The organism is Pseudomonas sp. HD6515 (assembly GCF_024971855.1).
Classification (GTDB): Bacteria; Pseudomonadota; Gammaproteobacteria; order Pseudomonadales; family Pseudomonadaceae; genus Aquipseudomonas; species Aquipseudomonas alloputida.
Genome location: NZ_CP079827.1, coordinates 4398933 through 4415271 on the forward strand (window position 1 = coordinate 4398933; position 16339 = coordinate 4415271).

A 16339-nucleotide genomic window follows, 5' to 3' on the forward strand; every position below is an offset into this window, starting at 1 on the left:
CCCCGCCGGTCCAGAAAAGGGTCAGGTAGCGTAAACCGGTCTAACCTGACCATTCAGCCAGGTCCGTGCCGTGCGGACCGATACAGAGCGGTGCTGCCGGCAAACCGTGAATATTTGCCGGGCACCGGTGCAGAAGGAGTTGGCAATGCCCTCGCTCGATAGCCTGAACACCCTCAAGCCCCTCAAGGTCGGCGACCAGACCTACCACTACTTCAGCCTCACCGAGGCCGCCCGCCAGCTGGGTGACCTGCAGCGCCTGCCCATGTCGCTGAAAGTGCTGCTGGAAAATCTGCTGCGCTGGGAGGATGGCGCGACCGTCACCGGCGACGACTTGCGCGCCATTGCCCAATGGCTTGGCGAACGCCGCTCGGACCGCGAGATCCAGTACCGCCCGGCGCGGGTGTTGATGCAGGACTTCACCGGTGTGCCCGCCGTGGTCGACCTGGCGGCCATGCGCGCCGCCATGGCCAAGGCTGGCGGCGACCCGCAACGGATCAACCCGCTGTCACCGGTCGACCTGGTGATCGATCACTCGGTAATGGTCGACCGCTACGGCACGCCGCAAGCCTTTGCCGAAAACGTCGACATCGAAATGCAGCGCAATGGCGAGCGCTATGCCTTTCTGCGTTGGGGCCAGAGCGCCTTCGACAACTTCCGCGTAGTTCCCCCGGGCACCGGCATATGCCACCAGGTCAACCTGGAATACCTGGGCCGCACGGTGTGGACCCGTGAGGCCGACGGCCGCACCTATGCCTTCCCCGATACCTTGGTGGGCACAGACTCGCACACCACCATGATCAACGGCCTGGGCGTACTCGGCTGGGGTGTCGGCGGCATCGAAGCGGAAGCGGCCATGCTCGGCCAGCCGGTATCGATGCTGATCCCCGAAGTGATCGGCTTCAAGCTGACCGGCAAGCTGCGGGAGGGCATCACTGCCACTGACCTGGTGCTGACCGTGACACAGATGCTGCGCAAGAAAGGCGTGGTGGGCAAGTTCGTTGAATTCTACGGCGACGGCCTGGCCGAGCTGCCCCTGGCCGACCGCGCGACCATCGCCAACATGGCACCGGAATACGGCGCCACCTGTGGCTTCTTCCCGGTCGACCAAGTCACCTTGGACTATCTGCGCCTTTCGGGCCGCCCCGAAACGACCGTGCAGCTGGTCGAACATTACTGCAAGGCGCAGGGCATGTGGCGCCTGCCCGGCCAGGAGCCGTTATTCAGCGACACGCTGGCGCTGGACATGGACGACGTCGAAGCCAGCCTGGCAGGGCCCAAACGGCCACAGGACCGCGTAGCGCTGGGCCAGGTCAGCCAAGCCTTCGACCACTTCATTGAGCTGCAGCCCAAGCCGCTGGCCAAAGAAGTTGGCCGCCTGGAAAGCGAAGGTGGTGGCGGTGTCGCGGTGGGCAACGCCGACCAGGCCGGTGCAGTCGACTACAGCCATCAGGGCCAGACCCACACCCTGCGCGATGGCGCCGTGGTGATTGCCGCGATCACCTCATGTACCAACACGTCCAACCCCAGCGTGATGATGGCTGCCGGGTTGGTGGCAAAAAAAGCACTGGAAAAAGGCCTGCAACGCAAACCTTGGGTCAAGAGCTCGCTGGCGCCAGGCTCCAAGGTAGTCACCGACTACTTCAAGGCAGCCGGGCTCACGCCTTACCTCGACCAACTGGGTTTTGATCTGGTCGGTTATGGCTGCACCACCTGCATCGGCAACTCCGGCCCGCTGGACGAGGCGATCGAAAAAGCCATTGGCAGCGCCGACCTGACCGTGGCCTCGGTGCTATCGGGCAACCGCAACTTCGAGGGCCGCGTGCACCCGCTGGTCAAGACCAACTGGCTGGCCTCGCCCCCGCTGGTGGTGGCCTACGCCCTGGCCGGCAGCGTGCGCCTGGACCTGACGCGCGATCCGCTGGGCTCAGGCAAGGACGGCCAACCGGTCTACCTGCGTGATATCTGGCCGACCCAGCAGGAAATTGCCGAGGCCGTGGCCAAGGTCGATACGGCGATGTTCCACAAGGAATACGCCGAAGTGTTCGCCGGTGATGCGCAATGGCAGGCCATCGAGGTGCCACAGGCCGCCACTTACGTGTGGCAGGCTGACTCCACCTACATCCAACACCCACCGTTCTTCGACGGCATCGGCGGGCCGCCGCCACAAATTGCCAATATTCACGGCGCACGGGTGCTGGCGCTGCTGGGCGACTCAGTGACCACCGACCACATTTCCCCCGCGGGCAACATCAAGACCGACAGCCCGGCCGGGCGCTACCTGCGGGAACAGGGTGTGGAGCCTCGCGACTTCAACTCCTACGGTTCGCGGCGTGGCAACCACGAAGTGATGATGCGCGGCACCTTCGCCAACATCCGTATCCGCAACGAAATGCTGGCAGGTGAAGAAGGCGGCAACACCTTGCATGTGCCCACTGGCGAGAAGCTGTCGATCTACGACGCGGCCATGCGTTACCAGCAGGAGGGCACCCCGCTGCTGGTGATTGCCGGCCAGGAGTACGGTACCGGCTCGAGCCGCGACTGGGCAGCCAAGGGTACCAACCTGCTGGGGGTCAAGGCCGTGCTGGCAGAAAGCTTCGAGCGTATTCATCGCTCCAACCTGGTGGGCATGGGCGTGTTGCCGCTGCAATTCAAGGCCGGGCACAACCGCAAACAGCTGGGGCTGACCGGCAAGGAACAGATCGATGTACTGGGGCTGGACGGCGCACATATTCGCCCCGGCATGAGCCTGCCCTTGCGCATTACCCGCGAGGATGGCCAGCAGGAACAGATCGAGGTGCTATGCCGGATTGATACCCTGAACGAGGTGGAGTACTTCAAGGCCGGGGGGATTCTGCACTATGTGTTGCGCCAGATGATCGCCGGTTGAGACGGAGCGTCTGGCCGAAGATGTGTTCCGCTCTCTAGACCGAGCGCTGCGCGGGCGGCGCTCGGTCTCCTACACGCCAATACCTCAAAGCTATATGCTTCGCGACAGCACTGGCCCTTGGCCATCCATTCGGTCATCATCTGACTTACCCGTCATTGAGTGCAATCAATGAACCAAATATCCATTCAATAAAACCAGCGGCTTGCCGATACCTGTCGAAAGCCCTGCGGACTATCACCCATGCGTAACAACCAGCCGATTACCCAGAGAGAACGGACTTTCCCTGCCCAGCAGCGGTTGATCTCCACTACCAACGCCAAGGGTGTGGTCACCTACTGCAACGATGCCTTTATCGAAATCAGTGGATTCACCCGCGAGGAGCTGACTGGCGCACCGCACAACCTGGTGCGTCACCCCGACGTACCGCCTGCCGTGTTTGCCCATATGTGGCAAACCCTCAAGCAGGGCCAGCCGTGGATGGGCATCGTCAAGAACCGCTGCAAGTCCGGTGACCATTACTGGGTCAACGCCTATGTCACCCCCATCTTCGATAACAACCAGGTTGTCGGTTTCGAGTCGGTGCGGGTCAAGCCCACCGCCGAGCAGATCCGCCGCGCCGAGGCCCTGTATCAGCGCATCAACCAGGGCAAGCCACCGGTACCGCGCCGCGACAAGTGGCTGCCAGTGCTGCAGGACTGGCTACCGTTCATCCTGATCAGCCAGGTGGGCTTCCTGATCGGCAACTGGCTGGGTCATTCCTGGGGCTTTGCCTTGGCCGCAGGGCTTTCGGTACCACTGGGCCTGCTCGGCCTGAGCTGGCAGCAGCGCGGCCTCAAGCGCCTGCTGCGCCTGGCCGAGCAAACCACTTCCGACCCACTGATCGCGCAGATGTACACCGACAGCCGTGGCGTGCAGGCGCGCCTGGAAATGGCCATGCTCAGCCAGGACGCACGCATGAAAACCTGCCTGACCCGCCTACAAGACAGTGCCGAACTCCTGAGCGACCAGGCACGCCAGTCCGATGCCTTGGCGCACAAGAGCTCTACGGGGCTGGAGCGCCAGCGGGTGGAGACCGAGCAAGTCGCCGCTGCGGTAAACCAGATGGCCGCCACCACTCAGGAAGTGGCCAACCATGTGCAGCGCACCGCCGATGCCACCCAGGAAGCCAACCGCCTGACCAGCCAAGGCCGGCAAATTGCCGGAGAAACCCGCGAGGCTATCGAACGTCTGTCGGCGGCAGTGGGCGAGACCGGCCAGACGGTTACGCAACTGGCCAAAGACAGCGACGAGATTGGTGGCGTGGTCGACGTGATCAAGGGCATCGCCGACCAGACGAACCTGCTGGCACTGAACGCAGCCATTGAAGCGGCGCGCGCCGGTGAAATGGGCCGTGGTTTTGCCGTAGTGGCTGATGAAGTGCGTCAGTTGGCCCAGCGCACCGCCGAATCCACCGGGCAGATCCATGGCCTGATCGCCAAGCTGCAACAGACCGCCAGTAACGCAGTGCAGACCATGGAAACCGGCCACCGCCAGGCACAGGAAGGCGTCGACCGGGTAATGCAGGCTGACGAGGCGTTGGTAGGCATCAGCGAAGCGGTGGCCAATATCACCGACATGGCCACCCAGATTGCAGCTGCAACCGAGGAGCAGACCGCAGTGGCTGACGAGATCAGCCGCAACATCAGCACCATTGCCGAACTGGCCGACCAGACCGCCGAACAGGCGCAGCACTCGGCACTGCTGAGCGAGGAACTGACCAGCACGGCGGGCAGCCAGTATTCGCTGGTGGAGCGCTTCAACCGCTGAAGCTCGCGACTTGGCCCTCCGCCGCGGTGGAGGGCACCGGCTCTGCCGGTGTTCGCGGGCAAGCCCGCCCCTACAACGGAATGTGCCGAACCACCGATGCGTGCGTAGGAGCGGGTTTACCCGCGAATACGGTAGCGGCGGCAACGGTGAACGGCGGGTGGAAATTGGCCAGCAGGCCCGGCCCTTTCGCGGGTGAACCCGCTCCTACACGCGGCCTGTGCCGAACCACCGATGCGTGCGTAGGAGCGGGTTTACCCGCGAATACGGTAGCGGCGGCAACGGTGAACGGCGGGTGGAAATTGGCCAGCAGGCCCGGCCCTTTCGCGGGTTAACCCGCGTGCTGTGTTACCAGTCCAACCGCAACCGGCTCTCGAAGTAGCGCTCTTCGCCACTCAGCGGGTCCTCGAAACGCAGGCTCTGCGCCAACAGTTTCAGCGGCCGCTGGTAGTCATCCTCTTCATTGAGCAACTGCGGATAGAACGGGTCATTGCTGATCCCTGCCCCCAAGGCCGCCATGTGCACACGCAACTGATGGGTCTTGCCGGTCACGGGCGATAGCCCATAGCGCCATCGCTCACCGTTCTTCTCCAGCACCTCGGCCAGGGTTTCACTGTTGGCCTCACCCTCCACCTCATGCATGCGGAAAAATGGCTCGCCATGCACCAGGCGGCTTTTGTGCACCAGCGGAAATGCATGCTGCGGCATGGCAGCGGCAATGGCCTGGTAACGCTTGTCGATACGCCGCTCGGGGAACAGCCGCTGGTAGGCGCTGCGGCTGTGCGGGTTGGCGGAAAACAGCACGAGCCCAGCGGTGTGCCGGTCGATGCGGTGCAACGGCACCAGGTGCGGATTGTCCAGGCGACGGATCAGGCGGCGCAACAAGGTCTGCTCGACGTATTCACCGGTCGGCGTCACCGGCAGGAAATGCGGTTTATCGGCCACAACCAGGTGCTCGTCCACATGCAGCACCACCTCCTGCACCGGAATCGGCCGTTCGTTCGGCACTTCGCGGAAGTAATGCAAACGCATGCCACGCTTGTAAGGCAGGTCGGCGGCAACTGCGTGCCCGTTGGCATCCAGCACCCGGCCACGGGCAAAGCGGTCAAGCCACTGGGCGCGGTCGATGGCCTTGAAATGGTCACACAAGCAATCGAGCACCGTCACCCAGTTACCAGGTGGCAGGCACACCGTACTGGCTTGCTGGCGGGCGGGGTCGAAAGGCGTGGTCATGGCTGGGCTCGAGACGTTCATGGCCGCGCATTATCGCCCAAGCCCGCCCCCTCAACCAGCCTGGGCCATCGCCTCGCAGCGCTCCTTCAGCCAGCGCAGTACCTGCACCGGCTCCCAGCGGCCAGGGTCGTAGAGTGCATAGAGCAACCCCTCATAACCCACCACATCCAGCCCTCGGTGGTAACCGGCCCGCTGGAACAAGGCCTCGATCTCGGCGAAGCAGGTATTGAAGTGCACTTTGCCGAACGGCGTGCAGTCGCCCGTCACCAGGCCTTCGAGGCGCAGTTCCAGAACGGCGTCAGCCACCCGATCCACGGGCATGCGGTTGACGCTGTACTTGAGTTGCTCGACATTGAGCATGGCTTCACCTCGATACTGTATTTATATACAGCATACGAACATCCCCTTGCTGCCGTCAATGCGCTTCATTGCAGCCCCGCCAGGTAGCCGCTGCCTTTACGCAGGGTCAGCACCTGCCTGCGCGGCGTGCCGCGCGTCACCGACAGGTGCACCCATTTATCGAATTCCAGGATCAGCTGATCGAAGGGCACCGTACTTTCGCTGACTCGCCGAACGGTCTCGCGCGGGCTGACCTCGATCACCGTGAAGTCCGCCGCCAGCCCTTGCACGTGCTGGCTATCGGAGGCGCCACCGATCAACCGATTGACCCTTTCACTGCGATACCCGCTGCTGATGATGATGGGCGCGTCGAACAATGCACGTACCTGTTCCAGCGCACAGCACAGTAATTGCAGGTTGGCCCTGGCTTCGAGGGGCGGTGCATTATCGAACCCTTCGCGGGCGGCGAGCTGGGAAACGGTCATTTCATCGAAGGTGAAATGTGGAGTGATGAACATGGCGAGCTATTCCGATGATGGAGAAGGTTACCGGCGACGGTGCGCCTCCACCGGATCATCAGCTCGCTTCACAGATCATGGAGCAGGGTTGCAACTCCTCTGCAGCCATCATTGCCCAAGAAAAGCCACCACTTGTTCGGTATCGAACGGCCAGTGCAGCTCGGCGCCGTTGTCACAGCGCCGCAGCACCGGAATGATCAGGCCATAACGTTCGAACAAAAGCTCGCTCTCGGCGATATCGACCAGCTCTACCAGCAGGCCATGATCGACGAGAGGCATCAACACAGCCTCGGCCACTTCGCAGAGGTGGCAGCCGAGGGTGCCGAACAGTTGACATTCAGGCAGCATGTGGCAGGTCCCGGGTTGGCATACACAGAAGCCTATTCTAGGCGCGCCACGCCCACCCTGCACCTGACCAGGCTCAATCCTGGCTGGTAGCACCGATCCGGTGCAGCGACAGGTCCGCGCCCTGGAACTCCTGCTCATGGCTCAAGCGCAGGCCATGCAACGCACGAATGGCTCCGTACACGGCAAAGCCACCGGCCAACGCCACCAGCACGCCCATCAGGCTGCCCAGCAACTGGCTGACCAGGCTGACACCGCCCATGCCGCCCAGCGCCACCTGGCCGAACACGCCACAGGCGATGCCACCCCACACGCCACACAGGCCATGCAACGGCCACACACCCAGGACATCGTCGATTTTCCAGCGATTTTGCGCGGCGGTGAAGGTCCAGACAAACAGAGCGCCGGCCACCAGGCCGGTGGCGAGCGAACCCACCGGGTGCATCAGATCGGAACCTGCGCAAATCGCCACCAGCCCGGCCAGCGGGCCGTTATGCAGAAAGCCCGGGTCGTTGCGCCCGGCCAGCAACGCCGACAGGGTGCCACCCACCATCGCCATCAGCGAGTTGATCGCCACCAGGCCGCTGACGCCCTGCAAGGTCTGGGCACTCATGACGTTGAAGCCAAACCAGCCGATGATGAGGATCCACGAGCCCAACGCCAGAAAGGGAATGCTCGACGGCGCAAACGCCACCAATCGGCCCTCGCGGTAGCGCCCACGGCGCGCCCCCAGCAGCAGCACCGCCGCCAGCGCCAGCCAGCCCCCCATGGCGTGTACCACCACAGACCCGGCAAAGTCGTGGAACGGTGCGCCGAAGCGTGCCTGCAGCCAAGCCTGCACGCCCAGGTTGCCGTTCCACACCACGCCCTCGAAGAATGGATAGACGAACGCCACGATCAACGCCGTGGCGCACAACTGCGGCACGAACCGCGCCCGCTCGGCAATGCCCCCGGAGATGATCGCCGGAATCGCCGCCGCAAAGGTCAGCAGGAAGAAGCACTTGACCAGCGCATAGCCATGGTCGACAGCCAGCGTTGTCGCCGGCTGGAAGAAGTTGACCCCGTAGGCGATCCAGTAGCCTATAAAGAAGTAGACCAGCGCCGAGATGGCAAAGTCGCTGAGGATCTTCGACAAGGCGTTGACCTGGTTCTTGTGGCGCACCGTGCCCACTTCAAGGAACGCGAAGCCGGCATGCATGGCCAGCACCAGAATGGCGCCCATGAGAATGAACAGGGTGTTGGAACCGTGGACCAGAGAGTCCATAGCGCTGTGCATGTTTTCCATGAAATAGGCAGACCTGCTGAAAAAGGCACCAGGACAGTTCAAGAACCTGCATCCCTGCACCGAATCGGTGCCAGCCCCTACCCTGTTCAGGTGAGCGGGGTGAAGCCTGCGTGGTTTTTTCTTGGGTTTGTCGTGGATTGGGTTAAGGTTTATCGGTATCCGCTGCGCGGGCGCCCTGAATCGGCGCAAAACCGGTCATAGGCGCTCCGCAACGTGGCAAAAACTTAGCAAGGCCCATACCAGCAGCCGCACTTGAACCTTCCATGCGTGCTGTCACTCGAACTACCAACACTCATCGACAGGGAGAGACCCATGGCCAGCAAATCGGCAAAGAATGCACAAGAGATATTGATGGCTGACTTCCAGGCCTTGGTGCGCGACACCGAGAAGCTGCTGGCCGACACCGCCAACCTGGCCGGCGACCAGGCCGACGAGTTGCGCGAGCAGATTCACGAGCGCCTGACCCAGGCCCGCGAAACCCTGCAACTGACCCAGGACTCGGTACGTGAACGCGGTCAGGCAGCGCTTGGCAGCGCCGAGCAGTACGTGCAGGAAAACCCGTGGCGGGCAATCGGCATCGCGGCCGGCGTCGGCCTGTTGATCGGTCTGCTGGCCAACCGGCGCTAAGGGGAACCCATGGAGAATGACGCCAACGGCGCCGGCGCTTCGGGTAAGCGCCTGGGCGCGGCCATGCTGGGGCTGCTGCACAGCCACATCGAGCTGTTCGGTATCGAGTTGCAGGAGCAGAAGGGCCGTACCTTGAGCCTGCTGCTGTTCGCCGGCCTGGCGCTGGTGTTCGCCCTGCTGCTGCTGACCGCGCTGTCCGGGCTGCTGCTGGTGCTGCTGTGGGACAGCTATCGACTGGCCGGTATCATTGGCCTGTGCGTGTTCTATGGCATTGCCGCACTGTACTGCGGCGTGCGCCTGAAGGCGGCGGTGTTCGACGAATCATCGCCCTTCGGCGCCACCCTCGACGAACTTGCCAAGGACAGGGAGCGCCTGTTGCCATGAGCCTGCCAGAACTGCCAAACACGCGTAACCCGCGCGAACTGCGCAAGGCGCTGCTGCGCCTGCGCATGGAGATGCACCGCCAGGAAATCCGTCATGAGTCCGGTCAGTTGCTTGAACCGCTGCGCCGCGTGCGCGGCATGGGCAGCTCGCTACATGAAGGCCTGGGTATCAAGCATGCGCCACTGTGGGGCATCGGCGCTGTGGTGGCGCTGGGCTTTCTCACCGGCAAGGGCGTACGCAGCGGCAACCTGACGCGCCTGGTACGGTTGGGCAGCACCCTGCTGCCGCTGGTACGCCTCTACCTGCAAGGCGGCCGCCGGCCCTGACGCTCGCCCCGGCAGAAGCAGCCTTGTGCTGCGAAGAGGCCCGTACGATCGATACAAATGCATCAAAGGGCCGGCCTTTTCTTCGCAGCACAATGCGCTCCCTGCAGGGTATGCTGCTGCCTTCGAACGACAGGAGACCGCGCCTTGGACTGGCACACCTTGCTTACCCGCGAACGGCTGGGCAAAGCCCTGTACAGCGCCGATGAACTCGGGCGCAGCCCCTTCCACAAAGACCATGACCGCATCATTTTCTCCGGTGCCTTCCGCCGCCTCGGCCGCAAGACCCAGGTGCACCCGGTGTCGAGCAACGACCATATCCATACGCGCCTGACTCATTCGCTGGAAGTCAGCTGCGTCGGCCGCTCGCTGGGGATGCGCGTCGGCGAGACCCTGCGCGACAACCTGCCGGACTGGTGCGCCCCCAGTGACCTGGGGATGATTGTGCAGTCAGCCTGCCTGGCCCACGACATCGGCAACCCGCCATTCGGCCACTCCGGCGAAGACGCCATTCGCCACTGGTTCCAGCAGGCCGCCGGGCGTGGCTGGCTGGACGACATGAGCGATGACGAACGGGCCGACTTTCTCAACTTCGAAGGCAATGCCCAGGGCTTTCGTGTGCTCACCCAACTGGAATACCACCAGTTCGATGGGGGGACCCGGCTGACCTATGCCACCCTCGGCACCTACCTCAAGTACCCGTGGAGCGCCCGCCATGCCGACGCCCTGGGCTACAAGAAGCACAAGTTCGGCAGCTATCAGAGCGAACTGCCCCTGCTCGAACAGATCGCCCGCAAGCTCGGCCTGCCGCAGCTGGAACACCAGCGCTGGGCGCGCCACCCACTGGTGTATCTGATGGAGGCTGCCGATGACATCTGCTACGCGCTGATCGACCTGGAAGACGGCCTGGAAATGGAGCTGCTGCAATACGCAGAAGTCGAAGCGCTGTTGCTTGACCTGGTCGGCGAAGACCTGCCAGAAACCTACCGCCAGCTCGGCCCACGCGATTCTCGTCGGCGCAAACTGGCCATCCTGCGCGGCAAGGCCATCGAACACCTGACCAACGCCGCCGCCCACGCCTTCGTCGAGCAGCAGCAGGCGTTGCTGGCCGGGCAACTGGCGGGCGACCTGGTGGAACACATGCATGGCCCAGCCAAACGCTGTGTACTGCAAGCCAAGGACATGGCGCGCAACAAAATCTTCCAGGACAAGCGCAAGACCCTGCACGAAATCGGCGCCTACACCACCCTGGAGATTCTGCTGAACACGTTCTGCGGTGCGGCCCTCGAGCAGCACGGTGGACGTACGCCATCGTTCAAGAGTCGCAGGGTGCTGGACCTGATCGGCAACAATGCGCCAGACCCGCATGCCTCGTTGCACAGCGCCTTCCTGCGCATGATCGACTTCATCGCCGGCATGACCGACAGCTATGCCAGCGAAATGGCCCGAGAGATGACCGGGCGCTCCAGCCCGACCTGAAACGCGTCGGTGCAGCGCGGGCTCGGCCAGGCGCTGCACCACGCTGCAGGAAACTTCCTACACCGAGGTAACCACACTAAACGGCACGAATAAAAACTAATGAAAAGTTACCAAAATCGCTTTGACAGCGAGTTAAGCACACCTATTCCGTAGCCCATTTTGCTTTATCTTGTAAGCCGTTTCCCATATAAGCCTAACAGCCATTCCTCGCACGCCTGACGACTTCCAACTGCGATAAGGTGCCCACTGTCACCCTCAATCGACCGCAGGGAAGTTGAACATGCATTCCATATTTATCGTTGACGACCATCCGGTGATTCGCCTGGCCGTCCGTATGCTGCTGGAAAACCAGAACTACAAGATTGTCGGCGAGTCGGACAACGGCGTAGACGCCATGCAGATGATCCGCGAGAGCAACCCCGACCTGGTCATTCTCGACATCAGCATCCCCAAGCTAGACGGCCTGGAGGTGCTGGCCCGCTTTCAGAGCATGGCCCTGCCCTTGAAGGTTCTGGTACTGACTGCACAGTCCCCGGCATTGTTTGCCGTACGTTGCATGCACTCGGGCGCAGCGGGTTATGTTTGCAAGCAGGAAGACCTGAGCGAACTGCTCAGTGCAATCAAGGCCGTACTGGCCGGTTATAACTACTTCCCCAGCCAGGCAATAAAAAACAACCAGACGACCGACAGTGACCTGCAACTTTTCCGCCAGGTAAATGATCGCGAACTGATGGTGCTTCAACTTTTCGCCCAAGGCCGCAGCAACAAGGAAATTGCCAAGGGCATGTTTCTCAGCAGCAAGACTGTCAGCACCTACAAGAAGCGCCTCATGCACAAACTGCAAGTCAATACGCTGGTCGATCTGATCGAGATGGCCAAGCGCAACGCGCTGGTCTGAACATGGTCATGGCCCGAGCTATCAACTGCCTGCTGCTCGTTCTGCTGCTGCTCAGCGGCGCAACACAGGCTGGCCATCGTGAAGCCGCGTCTTTTACGTTACTGGCGCGCTCATCGGCCCGCCCGGTCCAGCCCGTGCTCACGCCCGAACAACGGCAATGGCTCGAAGGCCAGCAGGAACTGGTACTGGGCACGTCGGCCCCCGACTATCCGCCGTTCGACATCACCGGTGGCGGCAACGACTACCAGGGCCTGACCGCCGAGTATGCAAGCCTGATCGGCAAGGCCTTGCAGTTGCCAGTGAGGGTGCTGCGTTTCTCCAGCCGGCAGGCGGCGGTGGAGGCGCTCAGGCACGGGGATATCGACCTGCTGGGCAGCGCCAATGGCTACGAAGCGGCCAGTGACGGCCTGGCACTGTCGCGCCCCTATGCCGTCGACCAACCTGTACTGGTAACGCGTGAAGACGAAAACCGGGCACTGGACATGGACCTTGCCGGCATGCGCCTGGGTATGCTCTACCACTATTTGCCCAAACAGGAAGTACTCACCGCCTACCCCAAGGCCGAGCTGCTGGCCTTTGGCTCTTCCAGCCAGGCACTGAATGCTGTCGCATTCGGCCAGGCCGACGTGTTCATCGGCGACACCATCTCCACGCACTACCAGCTCAACCGTGGTCATCTGCCCCGCCTGCGCATGGCCAACTTCGGCAAACACGAGGCCATCGGCTTCGGTTTTGCCTTGCGTCAGCAAGATACCGTGCTGCTGGACCTGGTGAACACCATCCTGGACAGGCAAAGCCCGGCCATACGCTCCAGTATCTTCAAACGCTGGAGCGCCGGCAGCGACCTGTTGCTGAGCGATCGCCAACTGCAATTGAGCGCGGCCGAGCAGCAGTGGTTGCAGAAGCATCCCGTGATGCGCGTGGCAGCCGATGACGCGGCTGCACCACTGTCCTATTTCGATGATTCGGGGCATTTCCGAGGCATCACCGCCGACCTGCTGGAACTCATTCGCCTGCGCACCGGGTTGCGTTTCGAAGTGCAGCGCGCCAGTGGCATTGCCGACATGGTCGCCCGCCTCAAGGATGGCCGGGCCGATGTCATCGCCGCACTGGCCAGCGCCGGGAAACCAGGGGACGACCTGCAAATCAGCCGCCCCTACCTCGAAAGCGCCTATGTGCTGGTCAACCACAAGGACAACAACACACTGAGTTCACTGGAGCAGTTGCAGGGGCATCGCATCGCCATTACCCGGGACAGCACCATGAACGCCATGCTGTCCCGGGACTACCCAAAGATAAGCTGGGTCGAGACCGAAAGCGCGTTCTACTCCATGGCGTTGCTCAACAGCGGGGCCGTCGATGCGGTGATCACCACCCTGATCGACGCCAACCACGCCTTGGCCAGCAACCCCGAACTGGTCATCCGCACCTCGGTCGGCAGCGAACCCGCCAACTTCGCCATGGCCACCACGGCTCCGTCACCGGCGCTGTTGTCTATCCTCGACAAGGCTTTGCTGAGTATCTCACCCGAGGAGCTGGGGGTAATCAACAACCGCTGGCGCGGCTTTGGCAGGCATGAGGATGACAACACCAAAGTCTACAGCCGCCTTGCCCTGCAGGTGGTGCTGGCCACGGTCGTGCTCTTGTTGCTGGCCCTGCTCTGGAATGCCCGCCTGCGCCTGCAGATTCGCCAGCGCCAGCGCGCCGAACGCGCGCTGAACGACCAGTTGGCATTCATGCGCGCCCTGCTCAACGGTACGCCCCACCCCATGTATGTGCGCGACCGCGAGGGTTGCCTGAAAAGTTGCAACTACAGCTACCTTGAAGCCGTGCAGGCCCGCTCCGATCAAGTGATCGGCAAAAAACTCAAGGACAGCCTGTTTGCCGATTCCGAGCAGGCTCGGCAGATCCAGGCTGATTACCAGAAAGTCATGGCGGCGGGCTCGCCGCTGATCAAGGACCGCCCACTACGGATCAAAGGCCGGGCATTGACTATCTACCACTGGATCTTGCCGTACCGCGACTCTCTGGGTGAGGTACAGGGGATCATCGGCGGCTGGATCGACATCAGCGAACGCCGGCAACTGGTCATGGAGCTGCGCCAGGCCAAGCAGCAGGCCGACGATGCCAACCGCGCCAAGAGCACGTTCCTGGCGACCATCAGCCACGAAATCCGCACCCCGATGAATGCCGTCATCGGCATGCTGGAACTGGCGGTCAAGCGCGCCGACCAGGGCCGGGTGGACCGAAGCGCGCTGGAACTGGCACACCATTCGGCCAAAGACCTGCTAGGCCTGATCGGTGACATTCTCGACATCGTGCGCATCGAGTCCGGGCACTTGTCCCTGGCCCCGGAGGTGGTCGACCTGGCGGCGCTGGTCGAATCGGTGGCGCGCATTTTCGATGGCCAGGCGCGACAGAAAGGCCTGGCCCTGGAGGTGCAGATCGCCCCGGCCGCACGCTGCCCTGTCCTGCTTGACCCGCTGCGCTTCAAGCAGGTGCTGTCCAACCTGGTAAGCAATGCCATCAAGTTCACCGAGCATGGTCAGGTGCGCATCTGCGTCAGTCTGCTGGATGACGGTACCAGCACACCCGCCGTATTGGAGCTGGAGGTGCGCGACAGTGGCATCGGCATCCACCCCGACGACCTGCAGCGCCTGTTCAACCCGTTCATCCAGGCCAACCCGCACAGCCAGGGCGCCCGCGCAGGTACCGGGCTGGGCCTGGCCATCTGCCGTAACCTGTGCGAAATGATGGGCGGCAGCCTGTCCATGAAAAGCCTGGAGGATGTCGGTACCCAGGTGCGCCTGAAGATGCCGCTGCAACGGGTGGATGGCGCAGAGCAGCCGAAACCGCTGCCCGAGCAGCTCGACGTGCCCGACCCACGGCTGAACGTGCTGGTCATTGATGATCACCCGGCCAACCTGCAACTGATGGCGCAACAACTTGGCTACCTGGGCCTGGAGCACGCCAGCGCCCGCGATGGGCGGGAAGGCCTGGCGACCTGGCGGGAAGGCGACTTCGATGTGCTGGTACTCGACTGCAACATGCCGCACATGAACGGTTACCAGCTGGCGACTGCCGTGCGCGCCGAAGAACGCCAGGGCAAGCGCCCCCCCTGCACCATCCTCGGCTATACCGCCAACGCACAGCCGGAAGTACGCCGCAAGTGCCTGACCGCCGGCATGGACGACTGCCTGCTCAAGCCCATCAGCCTGAGCACCCTCAGCCAGCGCCTGGCTGGCATTCGCCCGCGCCGCCAGCAACGCCCCCGCCGCAAGCTGTACCAGCTGGACGGCCTGGCCGCCGTGGTCGGGCCTGACCCGGTCGATCGCCAGCGCTTCCTGGAGGCCCTGCACCAGAGCCTTCAGGCCGATCTGGCCAGCCTGATGGCGCTTCACCCGCAACACGACAGCGGCGCCATTGCCGAGCAGGCCCACAAGGTGCTAAGCGCCGCACGCATGCTGGAAGCCCCTGACCTGATGGCGGCCTGTGAAGCCCTCGAGGCCAGCGACTTGCCCACTGCCCAGGTGCGCCTGCGGCGCCAGGCACTGGCACGGCATATGTGCCGAGTGGAACGTGCCCTGGCCAAGGAATTGGCCACAAGCAGAGATACTCAGGCAGGCAACCAGACGTGTTAACTGGTAGACTGCGCGGCGTTATTACCTAAGAGGATTGTTTCATGGCCACAAACCGCTCCCGTCGTCTGCGCAAGAAGCTGTGTGTCGACGAGTTTCAGGAATTGGGCTTCGAGCTGAACCTGGAATTCAAGGAAGATCTGGATGACCAGGCAATCGATGCTTTCCTCGACGCGTTCCTGGAAGAAGCCATGGACGCCAACGGCCTGGATTATGTAGGCGGTGACGATTTCGGCCTGGTGTGCTCGGTCAAACGCGGCTCGGTCAGCGAAGAACAGCGCGCTGCCGTTGAAGCCTGGCTCAAAGGCCGCAGCGAACTGACCAAAATCGAAGTCAGCCCGCTGCTGGATGCCTGGTACCCGGAAAAGCCTATCAACAAGGCTGAGTGATACTTGTCAGCTTCGAGCTGAAAGGTTGATTGCTGAAAAGGCCACCCCATTCGGGTGGCCTTTTTATTGGCGATGCTTTTCCGTCGAACGTGACGCATCGTGGCTGCGCTTGGGGCATAATGCGTAGTGTTTACGTCGTGGGGCCATCATCTCTTACAGCCCCAAAGCCCTTTTCCCTCGCCGCAGGGTAT

Annotated in this window: 14 protein-coding genes; 9 read left to right on the forward strand and 5 right to left on the reverse strand. The window is 62.6% G+C overall.

Going from position 1 to position 16339, the window contains the following annotated elements; genetic code table 11:
• Positions 1–145 precede the first annotated feature (145 nt).
• Both acnA and KW568_RS20455 read left to right on the forward strand, forming a co-directional pair.
• The gene (acnA, locus tag KW568_RS20450) at positions 146–2887 is read left to right on the forward strand and encodes an aconitate hydratase AcnA (RefSeq protein ID WP_004577179.1); all 2742 of its coding nucleotides are present in this window, start codon (positions 146–148) and stop codon (positions 2885–2887) included.
• Positions 2888–3127: 240 nt separating this feature from the next.
• Positions 3128–4693: a PAS domain-containing methyl-accepting chemotaxis protein gene (locus KW568_RS20455; RefSeq protein WP_003248720.1), complete on the forward strand. Its 1566-nt coding sequence runs from the start codon at positions 3128–3130 to the stop codon at positions 4691–4693.
• Positions 4694–5038: 345 nt separating this feature from the next.
• On the opposite strand, the gene KW568_RS20460 is transcribed toward KW568_RS20455, so the two are convergent.
• The 5 genes from KW568_RS20460 to KW568_RS20480 form a co-directional block, all read right to left on the reverse strand.
• A complete protein-coding gene (locus KW568_RS20460; RefSeq protein ID WP_003248719.1) occupies positions 5039–5923 on the reverse strand; it encodes a pseudouridine synthase in 885 nt (294 codons plus the stop codon).
• A 51-nt stretch (positions 5924–5974) separates the two neighbouring features.
• On the reverse strand, positions 5975–6283 hold the full coding sequence (locus KW568_RS20465; RefSeq protein WP_003248718.1) for a hypothetical protein: 309 nt from the start codon (positions 6281–6283) through the stop codon (positions 5975–5977).
• A gap of 65 nt (positions 6284–6348) precedes the next feature.
• On the reverse strand, positions 6349–6780 hold the full coding sequence (locus KW568_RS20470; protein WP_003248716.1) for a D-Ala-D-Ala carboxypeptidase family metallohydrolase: 432 nt from the start codon (positions 6778–6780) through the stop codon (positions 6349–6351).
• Between the two features lie 108 nt (positions 6781–6888).
• Complete coding sequence (locus KW568_RS20475; RefSeq protein ID WP_003248714.1) at positions 6889–7128, reverse strand: glutaredoxin family protein; 240 nt, start codon at positions 7126–7128, stop codon at positions 6889–6891.
• A gap of 73 nt (positions 7129–7201) precedes the next feature.
• Positions 7202–8410, reverse strand: a complete 1209-nt coding sequence (locus KW568_RS20480; protein WP_004576442.1) for an ammonium transporter — start codon at positions 8408–8410, stop codon at positions 7202–7204.
• A 312-nt stretch (positions 8411–8722) separates the two neighbouring features.
• Here KW568_RS20480 and KW568_RS20485 point away from each other — a divergent pair, with 312 nt between their 5' ends.
• The 7 genes from KW568_RS20485 (at position 8723) to KW568_RS20515 (ending at position 16148) form a co-directional block, all read left to right on the forward strand.
• Positions 8723–9037: a YqjD family protein gene (locus KW568_RS20485; protein WP_003248709.1), complete on the forward strand. Its 315-nt coding sequence runs from the start codon at positions 8723–8725 to the stop codon at positions 9035–9037.
• Between the two features lie 9 nt (positions 9038–9046).
• Positions 9047–9421 (forward strand): phage holin family protein, encoded by a 375-nt coding sequence (locus KW568_RS20490; RefSeq protein WP_003248706.1) that lies wholly within the window; start codon positions 9047–9049, stop codon positions 9419–9421.
• Positions 9418–9747: a hypothetical protein gene (locus tag KW568_RS20495; RefSeq protein ID WP_003248704.1), complete on the forward strand. Its 330-nt coding sequence runs from the start codon at positions 9418–9420 to the stop codon at positions 9745–9747. The genes KW568_RS20490 and KW568_RS20495 overlap by 4 nt, the downstream gene beginning before the upstream one ends.
• Positions 9748–9891: 144 nt before the next feature.
• On the forward strand, positions 9892–11223 hold the full coding sequence (locus KW568_RS20500; RefSeq protein ID WP_003248702.1) for a deoxyguanosinetriphosphate triphosphohydrolase: 1332 nt from the start codon (positions 9892–9894) through the stop codon (positions 11221–11223).
• A gap of 280 nt (positions 11224–11503) precedes the next feature.
• On the forward strand, positions 11504–12121 hold the full coding sequence (locus KW568_RS20505; protein ID WP_003248700.1) for a response regulator transcription factor: 618 nt from the start codon (positions 11504–11506) through the stop codon (positions 12119–12121).
• Positions 12122–12129: 8 nt separating this feature from the next.
• Positions 12130–15762 (forward strand): ATP-binding protein, encoded by a 3633-nt coding sequence (locus KW568_RS20510; protein ID WP_033726720.1) that lies wholly within the window; start codon positions 12130–12132, stop codon positions 15760–15762.
• A gap of 41 nt (positions 15763–15803) precedes the next feature.
• Complete coding sequence (locus tag KW568_RS20515; RefSeq protein ID WP_003248695.1) at positions 15804–16148, forward strand: YggL family protein; 345 nt, start codon at positions 15804–15806, stop codon at positions 16146–16148.
• Positions 16149–16339: the final 191 nt, after the last annotated feature.